This is a genomic window from Cupriavidus sp. 01L415, from assembly GCF_056400065.1.
The window spans coordinates 1,069,339-1,092,606 of sequence record NZ_JBFTSP010000001.1; the positions used below are offsets into that span (position 1 = coordinate 1,069,339).

Annotated in this window: 19 protein-coding genes and 1 tRNA gene; 10 read left to right on the top strand and 10 right to left on the bottom strand. The window is 64.6% G+C overall.

The window, feature by feature from the left end:
- Window positions 1-46: 46 nt before the first annotated feature.
- On the bottom strand, window positions 47-1,258 hold the full coding sequence (locus AC1DOX_RS04955) for a urate hydroxylase PuuD (protein WP_441615507.1): 1,212 nt from the start codon (window positions 1,256-1,258) through the stop codon (window positions 47-49).
- Between the two features lie 32 nt (window positions 1,259-1,290).
- Entirely contained in the window at window positions 1,291-1,644 is a 354-nt protein-coding gene (gene uraH, locus AC1DOX_RS04960; RefSeq protein WP_092138906.1) for a hydroxyisourate hydrolase, read from the bottom strand.
- Between the two features lie 345 nt (window positions 1,645-1,989).
- Between uraH and AC1DOX_RS04965 the strand changes: the two genes are divergently transcribed.
- From AC1DOX_RS04965 to AC1DOX_RS04990, 6 genes are all read left to right on the top strand, one after another.
- Window positions 1,990-2,736: a GntR family transcriptional regulator gene (locus tag AC1DOX_RS04965; RefSeq protein ID WP_441615509.1), complete on the top strand. Its 747-nt coding sequence runs from the start codon at window positions 1,990-1,992 to the stop codon at window positions 2,734-2,736.
- Between the two features lie 168 nt (window positions 2,737-2,904).
- Entirely contained in the window at window positions 2,905-4,311 is a 1,407-nt protein-coding gene (locus tag AC1DOX_RS04970) for a nucleobase:cation symporter-2 family protein (RefSeq protein WP_092138910.1), read from the top strand.
- 204 nt (window positions 4,312-4,515) lie between these two features.
- Entirely contained in the window at window positions 4,516-5,460 is a 945-nt protein-coding gene (puuE, locus tag AC1DOX_RS04975; protein WP_441615512.1) for an allantoinase PuuE, read from the top strand.
- Entirely contained in the window at window positions 5,457-5,975 is a 519-nt protein-coding gene (gene uraD, locus AC1DOX_RS04980; RefSeq protein WP_441615514.1) for a 2-oxo-4-hydroxy-4-carboxy-5-ureidoimidazoline decarboxylase, read from the top strand. The genes puuE and uraD overlap by 4 nt, the downstream gene beginning before the upstream one ends.
- Before the next feature lie 216 nt (window positions 5,976-6,191).
- Window positions 6,192-7,283 carry a porin gene (locus AC1DOX_RS04985; RefSeq protein WP_441615516.1) on the top strand — a complete coding sequence of 364 codons (1,092 nt, stop codon included), beginning with the start codon at window positions 6,192-6,194 and terminating at the stop codon, window positions 7,281-7,283.
- 234 nt (window positions 7,284-7,517) lie between these two features.
- Window positions 7,518-7,763 (top strand): hypothetical protein, encoded by a 246-nt coding sequence (locus AC1DOX_RS04990; RefSeq protein WP_092138917.1) that lies wholly within the window; start codon window positions 7,518-7,520, stop codon window positions 7,761-7,763.
- A gap of 336 nt (window positions 7,764-8,099) precedes the next feature.
- Here AC1DOX_RS04990 and AC1DOX_RS04995 read toward each other — a convergent pair whose 3' ends face one another.
- Window positions 8,100-10,421, bottom strand: a complete 2,322-nt coding sequence (locus AC1DOX_RS04995) for an NADP-dependent malic enzyme (protein WP_441615518.1) — start codon at window positions 10,419-10,421, stop codon at window positions 8,100-8,102.
- A gap of 240 nt (window positions 10,422-10,661) precedes the next feature.
- Window positions 10,662-11,339, bottom strand: a complete 678-nt coding sequence (locus AC1DOX_RS05000) for a DUF4136 domain-containing protein (protein WP_441615520.1) — start codon at window positions 11,337-11,339, stop codon at window positions 10,662-10,664.
- Between the two features lie 177 nt (window positions 11,340-11,516).
- Here AC1DOX_RS05000 and pepN point away from each other — a divergent pair, with 177 nt between their 5' ends.
- Window positions 11,517-14,216, top strand: coding sequence for an aminopeptidase N (gene pepN, locus AC1DOX_RS05005; RefSeq protein WP_441615522.1), 2,700 nt, complete (start codon window positions 11,517-11,519; stop codon window positions 14,214-14,216).
- 65 nt (window positions 14,217-14,281) lie between these two features.
- Window positions 14,282-15,298, top strand: a complete 1,017-nt coding sequence (locus tag AC1DOX_RS05010) for a class 1 fructose-bisphosphatase (RefSeq protein WP_441615524.1) — start codon at window positions 14,282-14,284, stop codon at window positions 15,296-15,298.
- 115 nt (window positions 15,299-15,413) lie between these two features.
- Here AC1DOX_RS05010 and AC1DOX_RS05015 read toward each other — a convergent pair whose 3' ends face one another.
- From AC1DOX_RS05015 to AC1DOX_RS05040, 6 genes are all read right to left on the bottom strand, one after another.
- Window positions 15,414-16,361 carry an aldose 1-epimerase gene (locus AC1DOX_RS05015; protein ID WP_441615526.1) on the bottom strand — a complete coding sequence of 316 codons (948 nt, stop codon included), beginning with the start codon at window positions 16,359-16,361 and terminating at the stop codon, window positions 15,414-15,416.
- A complete protein-coding gene (locus AC1DOX_RS05020; protein ID WP_441615528.1) occupies window positions 16,358-17,641 on the bottom strand; it encodes a TRAP transporter large permease in 1,284 nt (427 codons plus the stop codon). Before AC1DOX_RS05020 ends, AC1DOX_RS05015 begins: the two co-directional genes overlap by 4 nt.
- Complete coding sequence (locus AC1DOX_RS05025) at window positions 17,632-18,081, bottom strand: TRAP transporter small permease (RefSeq protein WP_092139173.1); 450 nt, start codon at window positions 18,079-18,081, stop codon at window positions 17,632-17,634. The genes AC1DOX_RS05020 and AC1DOX_RS05025 overlap by 10 nt, the downstream gene beginning before the upstream one ends.
- 298 nt (window positions 18,082-18,379) lie before the next feature.
- On the bottom strand, window positions 18,380-19,372 hold the full coding sequence (locus tag AC1DOX_RS05030) for a TRAP transporter substrate-binding protein (protein ID WP_441615530.1): 993 nt from the start codon (window positions 19,370-19,372) through the stop codon (window positions 18,380-18,382).
- Between the two features lie 78 nt (window positions 19,373-19,450).
- Window positions 19,451-20,338, bottom strand: coding sequence for an SMP-30/gluconolactonase/LRE family protein (locus tag AC1DOX_RS05035; RefSeq protein ID WP_441615532.1), 888 nt, complete (start codon window positions 20,336-20,338; stop codon window positions 19,451-19,453).
- Between the two features lie 5 nt (window positions 20,339-20,343).
- Entirely contained in the window at window positions 20,344-21,180 is an 837-nt protein-coding gene (locus AC1DOX_RS05040) for an NAD-dependent epimerase/dehydratase family protein (protein WP_441615534.1), read from the bottom strand.
- 678 nt (window positions 21,181-21,858) lie between these two features.
- Between AC1DOX_RS05040 and AC1DOX_RS05045 the strand changes: the two genes are divergently transcribed.
- Both AC1DOX_RS05045 and AC1DOX_RS05050 read left to right on the top strand, forming a co-directional pair.
- Window positions 21,859-22,920: a porin gene (locus AC1DOX_RS05045; protein ID WP_441615536.1), complete on the top strand. Its 1,062-nt coding sequence runs from the start codon at window positions 21,859-21,861 to the stop codon at window positions 22,918-22,920.
- Window positions 22,921-23,166: 246 nt separating this feature from the next.
- Window positions 23,167-23,242: transfer RNA gene (locus AC1DOX_RS05050), tRNA-Thr, on the top strand.
- Window positions 23,243-23,268 lie beyond the last annotated feature (26 nt).

Genomic DNA, 23,268 nt, shown 5'->3' on the forward strand with positions numbered 1-23,268 from the left:
CCGACTGCACAGCCGCCGGACCGTCGATCACCGATGCCCGGTCAAATCAGTTAGCGGTCTTGGCACCGCCCTCGAACCACTGGCCCAGCAGCGCGCGCTCATCGTCCGTGATCTGCGTGACGTTGCCCAGCGGCATCGCCTTCTGCTGCACGGCCTGCTGGTAGATCAGCTGTGCATGCGCCTTGATTTCGTCCACCGTGTCCAGCTTGATGCCCTTGGCGGCGGTTGGCATCATCTTCGGCGCCTCGGCGTGACACTGCACGCAACGCGTATTGATGATTTCCTGCACCTTCACGAAACTCACCGCATTGGCGGCGTCGGCACCGCCATTGTTGCTGGCCACCTGCTGACGCGGTTGCGGCGCGATCATCACGGCCACCACACCCAGCAGGGCGACACCGGCAGCCGGCCATGCGACGTTGATCTTGCCCTTGTGCTTCAGGATGAAGAACTGGCGAATCAGCACGCCGGCCAGCATGATCAGGATCAGCACCGCCCAGTTGTACTTGTGCGCGTACGTCATGCTGTAGTGGTTGGACAGCATCGCGAACAGCACCGGCAGCGTGAAATACGTGTTGTGCACACTGCGCTGCTTGCCGCGCTTGCCGTGGATCGGGTCCACCGGCTGGCCAGCCTTCAGCGCCGCCACCACCTTGCGCTGGCCCGGGATGATCCACACCAGCACGTTGCCGCTCATGATCGTCGCGATCATCGCGCCAGTCAGCAGGAACGCCGCGCGACCCGAGAAGATATGGCAGGCCAGATACGCAGCCACCGCCACGTAGATCGCCACCATGATCCCCACCGTGCGGTCACTCTTGCCGAAGACGCGGCAGATCGCGTCATACACCACCCAGCCGATGATCAGGTACGAGATCGCAAAGCCGACCGCCGCGCCAGGCGACATGTCGAACACGCTCTTGTCGATCAGGTAGGTGCTGGCATTGAACAGGTACAGCACCACCAGCAGGCCAAAGCCCGTCATCCACGTGGAATATGACTCCCAGTAGAACCAGTGCAGATTCTCCGGCAGGGATTTGGGCGCGGTCAGGTACTTCTGCGGGTTGTAGAAACCGCCGCCGTGCACGGCCCAGAGTTCGCCGTCGACACCCTTTTCCTGCAGGTCGGGCGCTTGCGGGCGCGTCAGGCTGTTATCCAGCCAGACAAAATAGAACGAGGAACCGATCCACGCGATGGCCGTGATGACGTGCACCCAGCGCAGCAGCAGATTGGCCCAGTCGAGAATGTAGCCTTCCATGACTTGTCTCCTCTATTCCCGTCCGCCTGTCTTCAGCTGCCGCGGTAGGTCGAGTACGACCACGGCGACACCAGCAGCGGCACGTGGTAGTGCGCGGCCGTGTCGGCAATGCCGAAGCGCAGCGTCACCACGTCGAGGAATGCCGGTTCGGGCAACTTGACGCCCTGGGCACGGAAATAGTCGCCGGCTCCGAATTCGAGTTCGTACACGCCCGCCACGAGGTCCGCGCCTTCCAGCAGCGGCTGGTCGCAACGGCCATCGTGGTTGGTCACGACCCGCTTCAGCGTCTCGCGACGATTGTCGACAATTTTATGGAGAATGACCGACATGGCTTGCCCGGGCTTGCCGGTTGCCGTGTCGAGAACGTGAGTGGTCAAGCGTCCCATCCTGTTCTTCCTTTGGAGTGTGGGTTGTGAGGGGCGCCGCTGCCTTCACTAGCACCATTTGTGGGAATGGTGCCCGCTCGGTACGTGTTTTAACGCATCCCGGCGCTGGATTGGTGCGTGGCGACAATGCGCCTGCCCTATCCCGTTGACAACTCGGTGATTACCCGTAGTTGTCGAAAACCGCAGTCGGTTTTGTTGACAATAGTGCTTGCATATCCAAATAATTGTCAACAATTTTTAGATCCACGAGGCCATATGACCGGTATCAAGACCCGTGATGTTCGGCCAGTGACCACTCGATAGGATCGCTGACCATCGCCTCAACTCCTTTTGCGAGTGCCCAGGATGTCCAAGAATCTCAAGCTCATTGCCGCCGTGGCCGAAGCGCAACTCACCCCCTCCGACAACAAACCGGTCCGCAAGGGATCCGTGGAGGAGCGCATGTACCACGAGATCTACGACGCGATCATGGAGCACCGGCTGCCGCCGCGCACCAAGCTGACCGAGCATTCGCTGTGCGAGATCTATGCCACCGCGCGCCATACCGTGCGCAAGGTGCTGTCCCGGCTGGCCGCGGACGGGCTGGTGGACCTGGAGCCCAACCGCGGCGCATTCATCGCCAGCCCGTCCACGGACGAAGCCCATGACATGTTCGAGTTGCGCCAGATGCTCGAGCGTGCCGTGCTGGAAAAACTGGCGTCCCTGCCCAACGTGCGCACCGTGATCGCCCCGCTGCGCAAGATGGTGGATGCCGAGCGCCAGGCCTTCCTGACACACGAGCGCCCCCGCTGGATCCGCCTGTCGGCCGAATTCCACACCGCGCTGGCCGAGCTCTCGGGCAACGGACTGCTGGTCACGATGATGCGCCGGCTGGTCTCGCGCACCACGCTGATGATTGCCAGCGTGGAAGCCCCGGGCCACAACGCGTGCTCGTTCGACGAACACGACGACATCCTCGACGCCCTGGAACAGGGCGATGCCGCCCTGGCCCAGTCGCGCATGGCGCACCACCTTGGCGCCTGCGCGGACCGCGTGCAGCCGGACGAGCCCGGCAACTTCGATCTTCGCAGCGTGCTGGGTCGCTCCACCTAGCACGATGTTCCCGCCGCCGGGCAACAGCATCCCCTGTTGCCGATGCCAGGCCCACCCGTCCCGCCAATGACAACGCCCTGAAGAGGCGCGGCGCGAGACCCCGACAAGAGGCCACGGTCACTCCCGGCGAGCGTTCCCATCCAAAACCCAAGGAGAGGAGACAAACCCATGAATTCCGCAAGCACCACGGTCCCCACGGACCTCACCAACGAGCGGCTGCCTTCCGGGCGATTGCTGGCGCTGGGCCTGCAGCACGTGCTGGTGATGTATGCAGGCACCGTTGCCGTGCCGCTGATTGTTGGCGGCGCGCTCAAGCTGCCCAAGGACCAGTTGGCGTTCCTGATCAATGCCGACCTCTTCGCCGCCGGCCTCGCCACGCTGATCCAGGCGTTCGGCTTCTGGAAGTTCGGCATCCGCATGCCCGTGATGATGGGCGTCACGTTTGCCTCCGTGGCACCGATGATCGCCATCGGCAATGATCCCAACGTCGGCCTGCTGGGCATCTATGGCGCGGTGATCGCCTCCGGGATATTCGGCATCGTCGTGGCGCCGATGATGGGGCGCATGCTCGGGCTCTTTCCGCCGGTGGTAACCGGCACCGTGATCACGCTGATCGGCGTGTCCCTGATGCGCGTTGGCATCAACTGGGCCGGCGGTGGCCAGCCCACCACGCGCGCCGTGATCGACGGCGTGGTCAAGGACGTTCCCAACCTCGCCTATGGCGACCTCGGCAACCTGGCCATCGCGGGCCTGGTGCTGCTGGTCATCCTGCTGCTGAGCAAGTACGGCCGCGGGCTGGTGGCCAACTGCGCCGTGCTGCTCGGCATCGTCATCGGCACCTTCGTCGCCATGGCCTTCGGCAAGGTCTCTTTCGAGGGCCTGAACGAAGCCAGCTTTGTGGCTGTCATCACGCCGCTGCACTTCGGCATGCCGACGTTCCAGCTCACCGCCATCCTGTCGATGTGCATCGTCATGCTGATCACGCTGGTGGAATCCACCGGCATGTTCCTGGCGCTGTCCGACATCACCGGCCGCAAGCTGAGCCGCAGCGACCTGACCGCCGGCCTGCGCGCCGACGGCCTCGGCACCGTGATTGGCGGCGTCTTCAACACGTTCCCGTACACGTCGTTCTCGCAGAACGTGGGCCTCGTCACCGTGACGGGCGTGCGCTCGCGCTATGTGGCGGCAGCTGGCGGGCTGATCCTGATCGCGTTCGGCCTGTTCCCGAAGATGGCCCATGTGGTCGCCTCCGTGCCGCAATTCGTGCTCGGCGGCGCCGGCATCGTGATGTTCGGCATGGTCGCGGCAACCGGCATCCGCATCCTGGGCTCGTGCGATTTCAACCGCAACCGGCACAACCTGTTCATCGTGGCGATCTCGATCGGCTTCGGCATGATCCCGACGCTGTCCCCCACGCTGTTCCAGTACCTGCCCAAGTGGACCGACCCGTTCACGCACAGCGGCATCGTGCTGGGCACCATCGTCGCCGTCGCGCTGAACCTGTTCTTCAACGGCATGCAATCCGCCGACGAAGCCATGCGCAACGCCGCGGCCAACTCCCACGGCACGGAGTGATTCCGACAATCTGATTTCGACAATCGATACCGACAATTCGGTGGCAACAGTTGGCCTCAACCGCCACCGGACGTCCGGCCCGCGTGAGCAGCTTCTGGCACGCGCTTTGCGTAGCAACAAGCGCTTCAGCCGGGGGCAATGAAAGACGTGAATAGCGCCCCGCTCACGCGAGCAGAAGTTTTCTCCTGAAGCAGACATCAAGAAATGAAACACGATAACTATCCACGCGATCTCATCGGCTACGGCGCGCAGCCGCCGCACGCCCGCTGGCCGGGCGGTGCGCGCATCGCGCTGCAGTTCGTGCTCAATTACGAGGAGGGCGGCGAGAACAACGTGCTGCACGGCGACGCCGGCTCCGAGCAATTCCTGTCCGAGATCGTCGGCGCCGCATCCTACCCGGCGCGGCACATGAGCATGGAGGGCATCTACGAGTACGGGTCGCGCGCAGGCGTCTGGCGCATCCTGCGCGAGTTCGAGCAACGCGGGCTGCCGCTGACGATCTTCGGCGTGTCGATGGCGCTGCAGCGTCATCCCGAACTGACACGCGCCTTCGTCGAACTCGGCCACGAGATCGCCTGCCACGGCTACCGCTGGATCCACTACCAGGACATGGACGAAGCCACCGAGCGCGAGCACATGCGCCTCGGCATGCAGATCATCAAGGACCTGACCGGCGAGATGCCGCTCGGCTGGTACACCGGCCGSGACAGCCCCAACACGCGACGCCTGGTGGTGGAACACGGCGGCCTGCTGTATGACGCCGACTACTACGGCGACGACCTGCCCTTCTGGACCGAGGTGGAAGTCACCGGTGGCGAAAAGAAGCCGCACCTGGTGGTGCCGTACACGCTGGACTCCAACGACATGCGCTTTGCCACGCCGCAAGGTTTCAACACCGGCGAGCAGTTCTTCCAGTATCTGAAGGACGCGTTCGACGTGCTGTACGCAGAGGGTGACCCGCAAGGCCTCGATCGTCCCAAGATGCTGTCGATCGGCATGCACTGCCGACTGCTGGGCCGCCCCGGGCGTTTCCGTGCGCTGCAGCGTTTCCTTGACTATGTGCAGGGCCACGACAAGGTGTGGATCTGCCGGCGTGTCGATATCGCGCGCCATTGGGTCGATACCCACCCCTACCGGAGCCAGGCATGAGCCAGACCCACACCATCGCCCAACTGAATGCGATGCCCGAGGCTGAATTTGTCCAGATCCTCGGTGGCATCTATGAACACTCCCCGTGGTTTGCCGAGGCAGCAGCGAAGCAGCGCCCGCTTGCCGACGCCGCTGCGCTGGCGGTGGCCCTGCGCGACGCCGTCGATACCGCCGGGCGCGACGCGCAGCTCAAGCTCGTGCGTGCCCACCCGGAGCTGGCCGGCAAGGCCGCCGTGCGCGGCGAGCTGACCGCGGAGTCCACGCGAGAGCAGGCCGGGGCCGGCCTGGACCAGTGCACGCCCGAGGAATTCAAACGCCTGCAGGACCTGAACGCGGCCTACAACCAGAAGTTTGGCTTCCCGTTCATCCTGGCTGTGCGTGGCTACGACCGCCACGGGATCATCGACGCCTTTGCAAAGCGGCTCGATAACGCCCCGGAGGTCGAGTTGCAAACTTGCATCAATCAGATCCATCGCATTGCGCAGTTCCGACTGGACGACTTAGTATCCGCCTGAGAAAAAAAGCCACACCAGAAAAGAGAGAGAAATCAGGAACGTTCAGCGACGACGCCACGCGTGCGACACGCTGTCAATCACGTACCCGGCATCGCCGGTCCCCACTCCCCGCCAGACTTCCGAGCGGTACCAGGGTACGACAGAGAAGAGGCCCATCAGGGTTCCGGCACACAAGAAACGTTCTGAGCAAGCATTACAACCACGGAGGTCTAAACCATGCAGCAGCAGCACAAGTACAAGCCGGCGCTCAAGCTGGCGGCAATCGCGGCCACCCTTTTTTCCGGCGCGGCAATGGCCCAGTCCAGCGTGACGCTGTACGGCCAGGCCGATATGTTCGTCGGTGGAATCAAGAACCCCGGCTCGAATGATCGTGCCTGGGTGGCCAACTCGGGCGGCATGCAGACGTCGTACTGGGGCATCAAGGGCACCGAGGACCTGGGCGCGGGCACCAAGGCCATCTTCGACCTCAACGGCTTCTTCCGCACCGACACGGGCCGCGGCGGCCGCTTCGACGGTGACTCGATGTTCAGCCGTAACGCGTACGTCGGCCTGCAGAACGACACCGCCGGCACAATCAAGCTGGGCCGCAATACCACGCCGTACTTCGTGTCGACGATCCTGTTCAACCCGCTGGTCGACTCGTACGTGTTCTCGCCGATGATCTGGCACACGTACTTCACCGCCAGCAACGGCCGTGTGTACGACCCGGGCATCATCGGCGATTCCGGCTGGAACAACTCGCTGGTGTACTCCACGCCGACGTTCGGCGGCCTGACCGCCAACTTCATCTACGGCTTCGGCGAACAGGCTGGCAGCAACAGCAAGAACAAGTGGGGCGGCAACGTGACCTACTTCGCTGGCAACCTCGCGGCCACCGTGGCGTTCCAGCAAGTGAAGTTCGACAACGCGCCGTTCGACCTGACCAATTCGACGAACGCGTTCATCACCGGCTTCGACAAGCAGACCGCCGTCCAGGCGGGTGCGTCGTACGACTTCCAGCTCGTCAAGGTGTTCCTGCAGGGTCAGTACATCAAGACCAACGTGAACGCCAACGTCAACGGCGACATCAAGCACATGAACGGCCAGGTCGGCGCTTCGGTGCCGGTAGGCGCGGGCAGCGTGCTGGCCACGTACAGCTATGACAAGACGCTGAACGATGTGGCGAGCTTCAAGCGCAATACGTTCGCGGTGGCCTACGACTACAACCTGTCCAAGCGCACCGACCTGTACGCGGCGTACTTCTACGACAAGATCACCGGCATCGAGCACGGCGACAGCTTTGGCGTGGGTGTCCGCCACAAATTCTGATCTGGCGATTTCTGTCTGTTCAGTCAAGGCCCGCCTCCGGCGGGCTTTTTTCATGCGCGCGGACGCGGCGGGCGCGCGCTTTTGCTGCGCCGCAACGCAACTCGGCGCATTCGAGGCAAGATAGGAAACCACTGCTTCATAGGCGGATTCAATTGGCGACCGCCCTGCTCGCTGCATAGATTGGTTGTCCGGACTGTGTGCCGGATCACGAGACAGGAACGAGCGAGGTAACTCATGCGGCGCTATGCGAAAACCCGGTCGGAATTGATGGCAATCCTGAGCCAGTGCCTGGATAACAACCCGGAATGCGGCGAGGTGGAGTTGCATGCAATGCGCGTGCATCGGCCGGACCACACCGGTTGCAACTGGAGCGCTGAGGTCGACATTCGCCAGGATACCTTCGACGACCTGACGCATAAGATGGCCGCCGCACGTTCGATCATCGTGGTAATGCGGGAGCAGTACAACGTACTGCAATAGTGGCAACGTGCCCGCCGACGCGCTGGCAATCCAGGCAGACACTGCCAGCGCACCGACACGCCATGGCCGGTTCCGATGAGCCGACCTGAAAGCCGGTAGACCACGCCGCTCGCCGGCTGGCCTGTAGAGGGCTGAGACCCGTTTTGTACTGTACGGGCCTCGGCCCTTTTTGTTTTTGCGCGCAGGCTGAAGTAAAGAAAAAGCGCCCCGGAAGCCTTTCCAGCTTCCGGGGCGCTTTCCATCTTCACCAGCTTTTGCTGCGTCGCAGCCATGCGCACCACGTGCGCTGTACGGCGGCCGCCGTATGCACTGGCCGCTATCGCACGATCAGCCCGATCAGCGAATGGCGCCGCACTCCGCCACCGCAACGGCCGTCATGTTGACGATCCGGCGGGTCGTCGCCTGCGGGTTCAGGATGTGCACCGGCTTGGCCGCGCCCAGCAGGATCGGGCCCACGGTCACGCCTTGCCCGCCCGTGATCTTGAGCAGGTTGAAGGCGATATTGGCCGCGTCCAGCGTCGGCATCACCAGCAGGTTGGCGCTGCCATTCAGCTTGGTGCCCGGCAGGAAGTGTCGGCGCACGTCCTCGACCAGCGCGGCGTCGCCTTGCATCTCGCCTTCCACCTGCAGGTGCGGCGCCACCTTGGCCAGGATCTGGGCCGCCTCGCGCATCTTGCGCGCCGAGGGACGGTTCGATGAACCGAACATCGAGTGCGACATCAGCGCCACGGACGGCTGCAGGCCGAATCGCGCGATTTCCTCGGCAGCCAGTTGCGTGATCGCAGCCAGTTCCTCGGCAGTCGGGTCATCGTTCACGAAGGTGTCGGTGATGAACAGCGTGTACTTCTCGAGCATCAGCGCATTCATCGCCGCGAACACGTTGGCGCCCGGCGCCAGGCCGATAACGTCGCGCACGTGCTCCAGGTGGGCCTCGAAGCGGCCAACGGTGCCGCACAGCAGCGCGTCGGCATCGCCCATGTGCATCAGCATCGTGCCGATCAGCGTGTTCGAGCGGCGCAGGGCCACCTTGGCCATGTCCGGCGTCACGCCGTCGCGGCCACGCAGCGCGTGGTATTCCTCGTGATAGGCGCGATAGCGCGGATCGTCTTCCGGATTGATCAGCTCGAAGTCCACGCCAGGACGCAGGCGCAGGCCAGCCTTCTCGATGCGCATCTGGATCACGTGCGGGCGGCCGATCAGGATCGGACGGGCCAGGCCTTCATCCACCACGCCCTGCACGGCGCGCAGCACGCGCTCTTCCTCACCCTCGGCGTAGGCCACGCGCTTCGGCGCGGCCTTGGCGGCGGTGAACACCGGCTTCATGATTAGGCCGGTGTGATACACGTAGTGCGTCAGTTGCAGGCGATAGGCTTCCAGGTCCTTGATCGGACGCGTTGCCACGCCGGACTCTTCCGCGGCCTTGGCTACCGCCGGGGCGATCTTCTCGATCAGGCGCTGGTCGAACGGCGTCGGGATGATGTAGTCCGGGCCGAACTTCAGCTCGCGACCACCGTAGGCGGCGGCCACGGCGTCATTGAGTTCGGCCTCGGCCAGCTCTGCAATTGCCTTCACGCATGCCAGCTTCATTTCTTCCGTGATCTTGGTCGCGCCGCAATCGAGCGCGCCGCGGAAGATGTACGGGAAGCACAGCACGTTGTTGACCTGGTTCGGGTAATCCGAACGGCCGGTGGCGATGATGCAGTCCGGGCGCGCGGCCTTGGCCACTTCCGGACGGATTTCCGGCTCCGGGTTGGCCAGCGCCAGGATGATGGGCTTGTCGGCCATCGTCTTGACCATGTCGCCAGTCAGCACGCCCGCGGTGGAGCAGCCCAGGAAGACGTCCGCACCATTGACGATGTCGGCCAGCGTGCGTGCGGAGGTGTCCTGCGCGTAGCGGGCCTTGTTGGCCTCCATGTTGGCATCGCGGCCGGTGTAGATCACGCCCTTCGAGTCGGTCACGTAGACGTTCTCGCGCTTCACGCCCAGGCTCACCATGGTGTCCAGGCAGGCGATGGCCGCGGCGCCGGCGCCGGAAACCGCCAGCTTGACCTTGCCGATCTCCTTGCCCACTACCTTCAGGCCGTTCAGCAATGCGGCGGCCGAGATGATGGCCGTACCGTGCTGGTCGTCATGGAAGACGGGGATGTTCATGCGCTCGCGCAGCTTCTTCTCGATGTAGAAGCATTCCGGCGCCTTGATGTCTTCCAGGTTCACGCCGCCGAGCGTGGGTTCCAGCGCGGCGACGATTTCCACGATCTTGTCCGGGTCGTGGGCATCGAGTTCGATGTCGAACACGTCGATGCCGGCGAACTTCTTGAACAGGCAGCCCTTGCCTTCCATCACCGGCTTGCCGGCCAGCGGGCCGATGTCGCCCAGGCCCAGCACCGCGGTACCGTTGGTGACCACGGCCACGAGGTTGGCGCGCGAGGTGTACTCGGCGGCCATGGCGGGGTCTTTCGCGATCTCCTCGCAGGCATAGGCCACGCCCGGCGAATAGGCCAGCGACAAGTCGCGCTGGTTGGACAGCGCCTTGGTGGCCGTTACCTGGATCTTGCCCTTGGTCGGGCTGCGGTGATATTCCAGTGCAGCGAGACGCAGTTGCGCTTCGGGACTGTTGGGGACATGTTGCGGTGCATCACCGCCGGTCTTGCTGCTCATGCTGATCGTCCGGAAAGAGGCCCTGCCGGGGTCCGCCCGGTCCGCGTCGTGCGCACCGTGACGGGTTCCGGCGGCATGGGCCGGAAAAATCGAGCAGCCATTCTAGCCCAGCCGCCCCCTTGCGACAGTCCTTTGCAGCGCCTGTTTTAATGATTTTCCCGGTATTTGGGGCAAAACTGCTTTTACCGCGCGGTAGGAAATGTGGATCTGTTTCACAGGTGAACGCGCGGCACGGCAGCGCTACCTGGTCTTGTCCTTGTCGACCTCGAGCGTCACGCGGCGCGGCCGTCCGCTTTCGGTCGGAAATTCGGTGAATGCACTGCGGATCATGTACGGCATCACGGATGGCAGGCTGCCGCCTTCGGTGGTGTTACGCGCGGTCAGCTGGTAGACGCGCTTGCCGCTGGCCGCATCCTTGAAATAGACACGCAGGCTGGAGAACGTTACCGGCACGTCGCGCACCACGGTCTGCGGTGGCCAGTAGCCCGGGCCCCAGCCCCACGGACCATAGGGACGGTAGCCGCCATACGGGCCCCAGTACGGACCCCACGGGCCATACCAGGGATCGGGGTAAACGGTCTCCGCCACGCGGACGAAGCCCGGCGCCGCATCGTATTCCATCGACACCAGGTAGCGCGCCTGCCGGGCCGGCGCCTGCTCGAAGCCCACGCCGGCCATCGCATCCGCCAGCCATTGCTCGTAGGTCTGGCGCTCCAGCTGCGCCTCCTGTTGCGGCGTATGCTCGAAGGCGTACGTGCGTGGTGCGTCGTTCTGCCAGCCGGCCTGCCGGAACGCCGTGACCTCGGTGGTGACCGTGCTGGCGCAGCCGGACAGCCATAGCGCCCCCAGCGCGACCAGCACCCACAATTCCCCCCTGCGTCCACTCCTGCGACCCCATGCTGACACGGCTTGCCACATCGCGATACCTCTTTATTGTTCGTTCGGACGACGTTTCTTCAGACACGAACGGTCGCCCGAAATTCCCATGCCGCCAATGACGTGGCGCAAGCCACAACCCCCTTGGCTACAATGAGGACTTCGGCGCCGTGATTGCGCGGCGCCTCGCCCCCGGTCATTCCGAAGACAGGATTCCCCATGCTGCGCACCGATACGCCCGTTACCGTCTATCGCAAGGACTATACCCCGCCCGCGTTCGCCATCGATCATGTCGACCTGGTGCTTGAACTGGACCCGCAACGCACCGTCGTCACCAGCACGCTGCAATTCCGACGCTCGCCAGACGCCGCCGCCGATGCCCCGCTGGTGCTGGCGGGCGAGGAGCTGGAACTCGTTGGCGTGAAGCTGGACGGCAAGCCGCTGGCGGAAGCCCGCCAGGAAGCCGGCACCCTGACACTGCCGAGCCTGCCCGCCCAAGGCACGCTCGAGATCGCCACGGCCTGCAACCCGGCCGCCAACACCACGCTGTCGGGGCTTTATGTCTCCAATGGCAACTTCTTCACGCAATGCGAAGCCGAGGGCTTCCGCCGCATCACGTACTTCCTGGATCGCCCCGACGTGATGGCGACCTATCGCGTCACGCTGCGCGCCAACCGTGCGGCCAGCCCGGTGCTGCTCTCCAACGGCAACCTGCTGTCCGAGCGCGAACTGCCGGACGGCCGCCACGAAGCCGTCTGGGAGGACCCGTTCCGCAAGCCGTCGTACCTCTTTGCGCTGGTGGCCGGCAAGCTCGCCTGTATCGAGGAACGCATCCAGTCGGCATCCGGTAAGGACAAGCTGCTGCAAGTCTGGGTGGAGCCGCAGGACCTGGAGAAGACCCGCCACGCGATGGACTCGCTGGTCAACTCCATCCGCTGGGATGAGCGTCGCTTTGGCCTGGAGCTGGATCTGGACCGTTTCATGATCGTCGCCGTCAGCGACTTCAACATGGGCGCGATGGAGAACAAGGGCCTGAACATCTTCAACACGAAGTACGTGCTGGCCAACGCCCAGACCGCGACCGACGTGGACTTCGCCAATATCGAGTCCGTGGTGGGCCACGAATATTTCCACAACTGGACCGGCAACCGTGTGACCTGCCGCGACTGGTTCCAGTTGTCGCTCAAGGAAGGCCTGACGGTGTTCCGCGACCAGGAGTTCTCGGCCGACATGATGGGCTCTGAGTCCGGCCGCGCCGTCAAGCGCATCGAGGACGTGCGCGTGCTGCGCCAGGTGCAGTTCCCGGAAGACGCAGGCCCGATGGCCCACCCGGTGCGCCCTGACAGCTATGAGGAAATCAACAACTTCTACACGGTCACCGTGTACGAGAAAGGCGCCGAGGTCGTGCGCATGTACCAGACCCTGCTGGGCCGCGACGGCTTCCGCAAGGGCATGGACCTGTACTTCCAGCGACACGATGGCCACGCTGTCACCTGCGATGACTTCCGGGCGGCGATGGCCGACGCCAATGGCCGCGACCTCGCGCAGTTCGGCCTCTGGTACAGCCAGGCCGGCACGCCCGTGGTGACCGTGAAGACCGCATGGGATGGCGCCACGGGCGCGCTCACGCTGGCGCTCGCCCAGCGCTGCCCGAAGGTCGGCATTGAAACCCGTGCCGGAGCGCCGGAAAAGCAGCCATTCCATATCCCGTTCGCGGTTGGCCTGATCGGTGCGGACGGCAACGACCTGCCGTTGCAAATCGACGGCGAACCGGCCGGCACCGCCACGACGCGCGTGCTCGACTTCACGCAGGCCGAGCAGACCTTCCGTTTCGTCAACCTGCCCCGCGGCGCCGAGTCGCCGCTGCCTTCGCTGCTGCGCGACTTCTCCGCGCCGGTGATCGTCGACTACGACTACACCGACGCCCAGTTGACCTTCCTGCTGGCGCACGACAGCGACGCTTTCAACCGCTGGGAAGCCGGCCAGCGCCTGGCCACGCGCGCCCTGCTGCAACTGGTAACGGATGTGCAGGCCGGCCGCGAACTGAAGCTGGATGCGGGGCTGGTGGCCGCGTTCCGCACGGTGCTGGGCGACGGCACGCTGAGTCCGGCCTTCCGCGAACAGGCGCTGATGTTGCCGGCGGAAGCCTACCTGGCCGAGCGCATGGGCGTGGCCGACCCCGCCGCGATCCACCGCGCCCGCCTCTTTATGCGCGAGGGCCTGGCCCGGGCGCTCAAGCGCGAATGGCTGGCCGCCTATGAGGCCAACGCCACGCCGGGCCCTTACAGCCCCGACGCCGATGCGATGGCACGACGCGCCTTGCGCAACCTGGCGCTCGGCTACCTGGCCGACAGCGGCGACGCCGACATGCAGGCGCTGGCGGACCGCCACTACCAGCAGTCGGACAACATGACCGACCGCTTTGCCGCCCTCTCCGCGCTGGTCAACAGCTTCGCGCCGGGCCGCGAGCATGCGCTGGCGGACTTCTACCATCGCTTCGAAAGCGATGCGCTGGTCATCGACAAGTGGTTTTCGCTGCAAGGCATGCAGCGCGGCGAGGTCGGCCCGCATGCCGGCAAGCGCACCATCGACACCGTGCGCGCGCTGATGGAGCATCCCGCCTTCAACCTGCGCAATCCAAACCGCGCGCGATCGCTGATCTTCAGCTTCTGCTCCGGCAACCCGGCCCAGTTCCACGCCGAGGATGGCTCCGGCTACGCATTCTGGGCGGACCAGGTGCTGGCGCTGGATGCGATCAACCCGCAGGTGGCGGCCCGCCTGGCGCGCGTGCTGGACCGCTGGCAGAAGTACGCGATGCCGCTGCGCGACCGTATGCGTGCGGCGCTGGAGCGCGTGGCGGCGGCGTCCACGCTGTCGCGCGACGTGCGCGAAATCGTCGGCAAGGCCCTGGCCGGCTGACCGCGAAAGTGCCATGTCCGCCCCGGCGGACATGTAGAATTGCGGCCATCCAAGGAGAACCCACCATGACACGCATCAGCCTCACTCGCTATCTGGTCGAGGAGCAGCGCAAGCACAACACGATCCAGCCAGAGCTCCGGCTGCTGATCGAGGTGGTTGCGCGCGCCTGCAAGGCCATTTCCAACGCCGTCAGCAAGGGCGCCCTCGCGGGCGTGCTGGGCTCGGCCGGCACCGGCAACATCCAGGGCGAAACCCAGCAGAAGCTGGACGTGATCGCCAATGAAGTGCTGCTGGACGCCAACGAATGGGGTGGCCACCTGGCAGCCATGGCTTCGGAGGAAATGGACTCGTTCTACGAGATTCCCAACCGCTACCCGAAGGGCGAATACCTGCTGCTGTTCGATCCGCTCGACGGATCGTCGAACATCGACGTGAACGTGTCGATCGGCACGATCTTCTCGGTGCTGCACATGCCCAAGCCGGGCCAGACCGTGACCGAGCATGACTTCATGCAGCCGGGCACGCATCAGGTGGCGGCGGGCTATGCCGTGTACGGCCCGCAGACCACGCTGGTGCTGACCGTCGGCAACGGCGTGCACATGTTCACGCTGGACCGCGAGGCCGGCAGCTTCGTGCTGACGCAGTCGGACATACAGATTCCGGAAGACACTAAGGAATTCGCGATCAACATGTCCAACATGCGCCACTGGGCCCCGCCCGTGCGCCAGTACATCGACGAATGCCTGGCCGGCGAGGAAGGCCCGCGCGGCAAGAACTTCAACATGCGCTGGATTGCGTCGATGGTTGCCGACGTGCATCGCATCCTCATGCGCGGCGGCGTCTTCATGTATCCGTGGGACAAGCGCGAGCCGGAAAAGCCGGGCAAGCTGCGCCTGATGTACGAAGCCAACCCGATGGCATTCCTGATCGAACAGGCAGGCGGCGCGGCCACCAACGGCCATGAGCGCATCCTGGACGTGCAACCGACCAAGCTGCACCAGCGTGTGTCGGTGATCCTCGGGTCGAAGAACGAGGTGGATCGCGTGACGCGCTACCACCAGGAAGCCGCGCCCAAGGCGTAAGCCGGCGAGCGGATCGTGCATGCAAGACAGGGCGCCTCGGCGCCTTGTTTTCTTTTGTGATGCACATGGGCGCCGTGCATCGCCCGACGTCCGTTTCTGCGACGTCGATCCTTCATCAGGCCGGCAGGTCGATCCGCCACAGCATGCGATACACCACGGATTCCCCGGCTGCGAGCGCGCGCAGCCCCGCGCCTTCCCAGCCGCGTGCGGCCAGGTTGACCGCATCCGCCACGTGCGAGACGGGCTCCAGGCAGACGTAGTCGCAACCGGCCGGCGCATGTAGGACAAGGTGGTCCAAACCTTCGCCCGCACGCATCAGCAGCGTGGCGCCATCGGGCCGCCTGAGCGTGACCTGCCGCTTCCAGCCGCTGTAGTAGATGCTGAAGTCTGCTTCCGGCAAGTTGCGCTCCCGCAGGAAGCGTTCACGGTCGCCAACGGCCGCGCGACCGGTGGCAACGCCACCATGGTCCGCAGGCCACAGGTGCGCCGCATCGAACTGGACACGCATGCCGGGCACGCGCGCGAAGAACGGATGGAAGCCGCCGCCAACGGGCATCGCACTGTCGCCGTCGTTGCGCACGACAAGCTCCGCCACGAGGCCTTCCGGGGAGAGCACGATAGATTGCCGGGCAAACACTGGCCAGGGCCAGTCGCCCGGCGCCGGCACGTGGCGCAGTTCAAGCGTGATGGCATCGACGTTTTCGTGCACGACCTGCCAGGGCCTGACGTGGCCAAACCCATGCATCGCATGCGCCTGCCCCGGATGCGCGGGCAGCACGATGTCCTGCCCGTTCCAGCGGAAGCGGCCGTTGCGGATGCGATTGGAGAACGGCAGCAGCGGATAGAGGCCAGCCTTCGGCCATGCATGGGCATCGAAGCCCTCGCGCAGCGCTTGCGCGGGCATCGGCGCCAGCCATTCGATGACGGCACCGTCCGCGCGCGATGTGGTCAGCGACGCCATGCGCCCGCCAGCGGCGGGCGCGACGGCAAGCGTGTGCGGCCCGGCGCGCAGTGTGTGGACCGGCCCCGCTTCCAGCCACACGCCGCCCGTGGTCTGCCTCACTTGAGCAGCAGGTCCGGCAACCACATCGAAAACGCCGGCACGTACGTGACCATCAGCAATGCCGCCAGCAGCGCGCCGTAGAACGGCCAGATCGTCTTCATCACCTGGCCGACGGACACCCCGCCGATGGCGCAACCCACGAACTGTGTGGTGCCCACCGGCGGCGTGTTCAGCCCCAACGCGCAGTTGATCAGCATCAGCATGCCGAACTGCACGGGCCCCATGCCGTAGTGCTGGCAGATCGGCAGGAAGATCGGCGTGCAGATCAGGATCGTGGCCGCCATGTCCAGGAAGGTGCCAAGGACGAACAGCATCACGTTCACCATCAGGAAGATCATCCACGGGCTGGTCGACAGCGAGCTGAGGAACTGTCCGGTCAGCTCGGCCACGCCGTACAGGCTGATCAGGTAGCCGAACGTGCCCGAGATGCCGATCAGCAGCAGCACCACGCCGGTCGTCTTGACCGCCTTGGCCGCGGCCTTGACGAACTGTTCGCGCGTCAGCGACCGGTACACGAGCACCGTCAGCGCCAGCGCGTAGAGCACCGCCACCGCGGCCGATTCCGTTGCCGTGAACACCCCCGACAGGATGCCCGCCAGAATCAGCACCACCACGAACAGGCCCGGCAGCGCCGCCGCCAGCGAATGGCCGACGATCTCCCAGCCCGGAAACTGGCCGGCAGGATAGCCGCGGCTGCGCGCCACGAAGTAGGCTGCGGCCAGGTTGCAGATCGTCAGGATCAGCGCGGGCAGCACGCCGGCCAGGATCAGCGCGGCAATCGAGACCTTGCCGCCGGCGGCCAGCGTGTAGATGATCATGTTGTGGCTGGTCGGCATCAGCGCGCCCACCAATGCCGCGTGCGTGGTCACGTTGACGGCGTAGTCGGCGTGATAGCCCTCGCGCTTCATCATCGGGATCATCACCGCGCCCATGGCCGACACGTCCGCCACCGGCGACCCCGACACGCCGCCAAACAGCGTGCAAGCCACCACATTGGACATACCCAGTCCACCGCGCACGTGCCCGGCCATCGACTTGGCGAAGTTGACGATGCGGTCGGCGATGCCGCCATAGAGCATCAGTTCGCCAGCGAAGATGAAGAACGGAATGGCGAGGAACGAAAACGCGTTCATGCCCGACGTCATCTGCTGGAACACCACGGCCAGCGGCAACCCTTCATAGAGGATCGTGACCACCGCCGACAGCCCGATGGAAAACGCCACCGGCACGCCGAGAATCAGCAATCCGAAGAAGCTGATGGAAAGAATGATCAGTGCCATGCCGGCTCCACTTCCGTGCCTTTCAGCACTGCAATGATGTGTTCGATCGAAAACAGCACGATGAGCGTGCCCGCGATGACGGGCGGCAGGTAGCGCCAGCCCTCGGAGATGCCGAGCGTGGGCAGCTTGTAGTCCGCCACGGACATCGCCAGGAACGCGCAGTTGTAGGCCATGACCGCGCCGAACGTGCCGACCAGCACATGGATCAACAGTTCGATCTTCGTGCGGATGCGCTCGGGCAGCAGCACGAGCAGCGATTCCAGGCCGATGTGTCCGGCATCGCGCACGCCCACGGCGGTGCCAAGCATCGTCACGTACAGCACCAGCAGCATGGCGATGGTTTCCGCCCACGTGGGCGTGTCGTTCAGCACGTAGCGGCCAAACACCTGCGTGAGCACGGCAATGACCAGCAGCACGAGGCCGGTGACGCCGAGGCCCATGCAGATGCGGGCGAGCGTGGCACAGAAGCGGGTGTAGAGACTGGTGCCGGAGGGGATGCCGGGGGCCTGGGCCTCCGGCTGACCGGTGGCGGCGGTGGCACCAGGGGTGCCTTCCGCGGGCGATGCCGGCGTGGGAGAGGGCGAAAGCATGATGGGATTCCGTGTCCTGGGTCTGGCCCGCCCGCGCGCGACCTGGCGGCCGGCGGGCCCAAGGCGAATTGCCGAATTGCCGAATTGCCGAACTACCGAAGCGGGCGGACGGCGCGGTGGCCGCCCTGCCCTGGCGACGCAGCTTCGCTTACTTCGTCTCTTGCGTGCGACGCACCAGGTCCTTCATCTGGGCGCTGGTGATGAAGCGGTCATAGACGGGCTTCATCGCGGTCTGGAACGACGACTTGTCGACCTGGATGATCTGCACGCCGGCGGCTTCCACCATCTTGCGCGACTTCTGCTCGCGCTCGTCCCACAGCGTGCGCATGTACGGCACGGAGTCCTTGGCGGCCTGGCGGATCAGCGCCTGGTCTTCCTTCGACATGCGGTCCCACATGACCTTGGAGAACAGCAGCATTTCCGGCGCCATCGAATGCTCGGTCAGGGAGTAGTACTTGGCCACCTCGAACTGGCGCGAGCTTTCATAGCTGGGCCAGTTGTTCTCGGCGCCATCGACCAGGCCGGTTTTCAGCGCGGTGTAGACCTCGCCCCACGGCATCGGCGTGGCATTGGCGTGCATCGCTTCCAGCAGGGACACCCAGAGGTCCGACTGCTGCACGCGAATCTTCATGCCCTTGGCATCGGCCAGCGTGCGGATCGGGCGCTTGGTGGTGTACATCGAGCGCGAGCCGCTGTCATACCAGGCCAGGCCGATGAAGCCGTTCTTCTCGCACGACTTCAGGATGTCCTCGCCCACCTGGCCATCGAGCACGTGGCGCATGTGTTCGGTGGAGCGGAACAGGAACGGCATCGTCGGGACGATGGTCGCCTCGCAGATGTTGTTCATGGCGGCGGAATTCACGCGCACCATCGACAGCGCGCCGATCTTGGTCTGCTCGATGGCATCCTTCTCGCTGCCCAGCGAGCCCTGCGCGAACACCTTGATCGACAGGCGGCCGTTGGAGCGTTGCTTGACCAGCTCGCCCATGTGGCGCACGGCCTGCACGGTCGGATAGTCGTCGGGGTGAATATCGGCGGAACGCATTTCCGCGGCGTGCGCGCCGACCGGCATCGCCACGGCGGTGGCAAGTGCGGCCATGAGGGTGCCCAGGCGGGCACGCGAGAAGCGGGATGAAACCATGAATTGCCTCCAGTGAGTTGTAGTTCTTCGATCAAAGACAAACGGTGAACCCCCTGGCTCGGGAGTCCGCCGGAAACATCAGCCGCGCAGCACGGGCTCCGCCAGGCCGCGCACACCAGGTTGCAAGGCAAACACCGCGCCGGACAACGAATCGCTGTCATCGGTGCGAATCGAGGTCACGTACAGCGTGTCGAGCCCGCTGCCGCCAAATGCACACATCGCGGGCTTGGCCGCCGGCACGGACAGGCTGCGGTCCAGCCGGCCATCGGGCGTGAAGCGATGCACCTGGCCGGCGTCGTTGCCGCAGATCCAGTAGCCGCCATCGGCATCCACGGCGGCGCCGTCCGGGCGGCCCGGATACGCGGTCATGTCGATGAACAGGCGACCATTGGACGGCGTACCGCTATCGGTGTCGTAGTCGTAGGCCCACACCGCCTGCCGCGTCGGGTGCGAATCGGACAGGTACATCGTGCGGCCGTCCGGGCTGAAGGCCAGCCCGTTGGGAGTGATCAGCGTCTCGCACATGACATCGAGCGCGCCGCTCGTGGCGTCGTAGCGATACAGCTTGCCGTCGGTCGCGGCCAGCGACATGTCCATCACCATCGTGCCCGCCCAGAAGCGGCCCAGGCGATCGCAGCGGCCATCGTTGAATCGCATGCCCGCGCGTGCGTGGGCAACCGTCGCCACGCGCTCCAGCGCCGGCGCGGGCTGCCCCGGCACCAGGCGCGCCGCCCGGAAGATGCCGGTTTCCATGGCCAGCAGCCAGCCGCCATCGGCCGTCATGGCGATGCAACCCGCCATCTCGGACAACGTCCATGTGGCGGTGGCCCCGGTGGCCGGGTCGAAGCGCCACAGCGTGCGGTTGGGAATATCGGTCCAGTAGAGCGCGGCGTCGGCGGCGTGCCAGACGGGGCTCTCGCCCACGCCGCAGCGCATGTCGCCGATCCGCTCGATGACTTGGGCCATCGCGCTCAGTCCCCGAACGGGCCTGCCTTGACGAACGCCCCGCCCTGGTACCAGCCGGCCGGATCGTCGGCCGGCAGCGGCGGCACGGATTCCACCCGGGCGCGGAACTGCTCGGAGGACTCCACCGGCCGGAAGCCCAGGCGCGCGGCCTTGCTGTTGTCCCACCAGCGGTCGCGGTTGGCCGATGCCCCGTAGGCGATCGTGAAGCCGACGTCGGGCACGAAGATCGAACGCTTGATCAGCTGCTCCAGATCGTCATAGCCGAGCCACGTCACCATCATGCGGCGATCCTTGGCCTCCGGGAACGACGAGCCGATGCGCAGCGCGACGGTTTCGATGCCATGGCGGTCAAAGTAGAAGCTGGCCAACTGCTCGCCAAAGGCCTTGCTCACCCCGTAGTAGCCGTCGGGACGCGGCGGCGTATCGGCATCGAGCATCTCGCCTTGCTTGTAGTAGCCGATGACGTGGTTGGAACTGGCAAACACGATGCGGCGCACGCCATGGCGGCGCGCCGCTTCATAAAGGTTGTACGTCCCCTGGATATTGGCCGGCAGGATTTCCTCGAACGGCCGCTCCACGGACACGCCGCCCAGGTGGACGATCGCGTCCACGCCGGACACCAGTTCATGCACGGCCCTGGGATCCGACAGATCGCAAGCCACCACTTCTTCCTGCTCGCGTGCCGTGCCGAGGTCGGCGATATCGGAGACGCGCACCACATCGGCATAGCGCTTCAGGCGGTCACGCAGGACTTTGCCCAGGTTGCCCGCGGCGCCTGTCATCAGGATGCGGTGGCAACGGGTGGTGACGCCGTCGAGCGGGTCTTGGGAGGCGAGAGACATAGTTTCGGGTGCGCGGGCGTGAGCCACTGGGGCCACGCAGGATGACTGGGAAGGTGTTATTGATCTGTCGTCATACAACGTGACTGGAATCTAATCCTGCGACCATCGTGGGTCAAGGCAGTCACCCCTCAGTGAATTCCCTAGAAGTTTTAAGTTGCAGACATGTAGACCGGTCTTGGTGGATCCATCGAATCGGGCAATTTCCGCCATTCTTCGCGCCCGGCTCCGCACGCCACAACATGCACCCCGTCAACCGGAGATCCGCGTGGAATATGGGACATTGAGCAGATCTCCATCATCCGTGACGGCGATCACCACTGGCCTCGATAACGCGCACTGGCGATAGCCGCCCATCGACGCGACTCGGCAAATCCCGTTATTCCCCGCCGGCAAATGCCATGGGGCACTGTTGTGCGCCGGCCAATGTCTCGTCCTATGTCTTGCGGTGTTATTTTTCTGTAAGGTACGATGTCATAAGACATCAGATGACTTAAGTTGCCTTTCCCAACCGCGGTGATTCGATGTCCCGGGCACCGGGATTGCCAGTCCTGGAGCCTTTCACGCACGCCGGTGCAGGCAGCAACCTGAGCCAAAGACGTCGCAGAAGTCCACAAGAAAGCAGGCACCGGCCATTCCGCAACAACAACGCCATAACAAGCCAGGATGGAGACTTTCACCATGAAGCGAGCCCTAGCGCCCTTCGTCACCGCAGCATCCCTTGCCGCCATCTGCGCTTCCGCGCCGGTGCACGCCCAGTCCAATGTCACGCTATACGGCATTGTCGACACCACGATCCGCTACACCACAAACGAAAACGCCGCCGGCAACAGCAAGGTGCAGATGACCGACGGCGTGCTCACGGGTAGCCGCTGGGGCATGTACGGCCTGGAGGACCTGGGGAGCGGGTACCAGGCACTGTTTGTCCTCGAGTCGGGCTTCTCGCCGGACGCCGGCCAGAGCCTGCAAGGCAACCGCCTGTTTGGCCGCAAGGCCTACGTCGGCCTGCAGGGCGAATTCGGCACCGTCACGCTCGGTCGCCAGTTCACGGTGATCCACGAGGTCATCGCCAGCTATGACGCCATGGCGCTGGCCAACCTGGCCATCGTTGGCTTCCAGGGCGGCAACTACACGGGCGGCGTGCGCCAGGACAACATGATCAAGTACGCCGGCAGGTTCGGCGGACTGACCATCGCAGCCCAGCATGCGTTTGGCGAGGTGGCGGGCAGCTTCTCGAATTCGTCGTCCACCGGCGGCAGCCTGACCTATGCGGCGGGCCCGTTCATGGTCGCTGGCGGCTACCAGATCATTCGCGATACGACGACCTACTACGGCGTGACCGTACCGGTCAGCGATCAGAAGGTCTGGACCCTGGGCGGCACCTACACCGCCGGTCCCGCCACCATCTACCTGGGCTACACCAACAGCAACGTCGACAACGCGGGCTACAAGAACCAGGCCGCCTACCTGGGTGGCAAGTACGCATTCAACAGTGCCTGGTCGCTGATCGCGCTCGGCACTTACGACCACCTGAAGCACGGCAATGATTCGGGTAACCGATTCACTGGCTCGATGATGCTCGACTACGCGTTCAGCAAGCGCACGGACGTGTATCTGGAAGCGGACTACACGACGCTGACGGACGCATGGCGCACCCTGGGCGGGCAGTCCACGTTCCAGACGCCGTTCTACGGTCACGGCAGCCGCGTGGGCGTGATGGCGGGCCTGCGCCACAAGTTCTGATGCGTCGCCAGGAATGCTGAAAGCGATGGCGTGGCGACGGCACACATGAAGGCGTGAACCAGGCGACAACACGCCGCGCCATCGACGTGAATGCAGGAGAGCGCCATTCGCCTCTCCGCCCTCTTCCCTCAGCAACTTTCCCACGAAAAATTGCACGAGGGACTTCACAAAAGGAAAAGTCGCTGATATTATTGCGGGCTCTATCCGATTCGATTGATTCGCAAGAATCACAGATCGAACCGTGATGCCGAAGTAGCTCAGTCGGTAGAGCAGCTCATTCGTAATGAGAAGGTCGGGGGTTCGATTCCTCTCTTCGGCACCAAAGCTTCAGACAAAAGGCCCAACCAA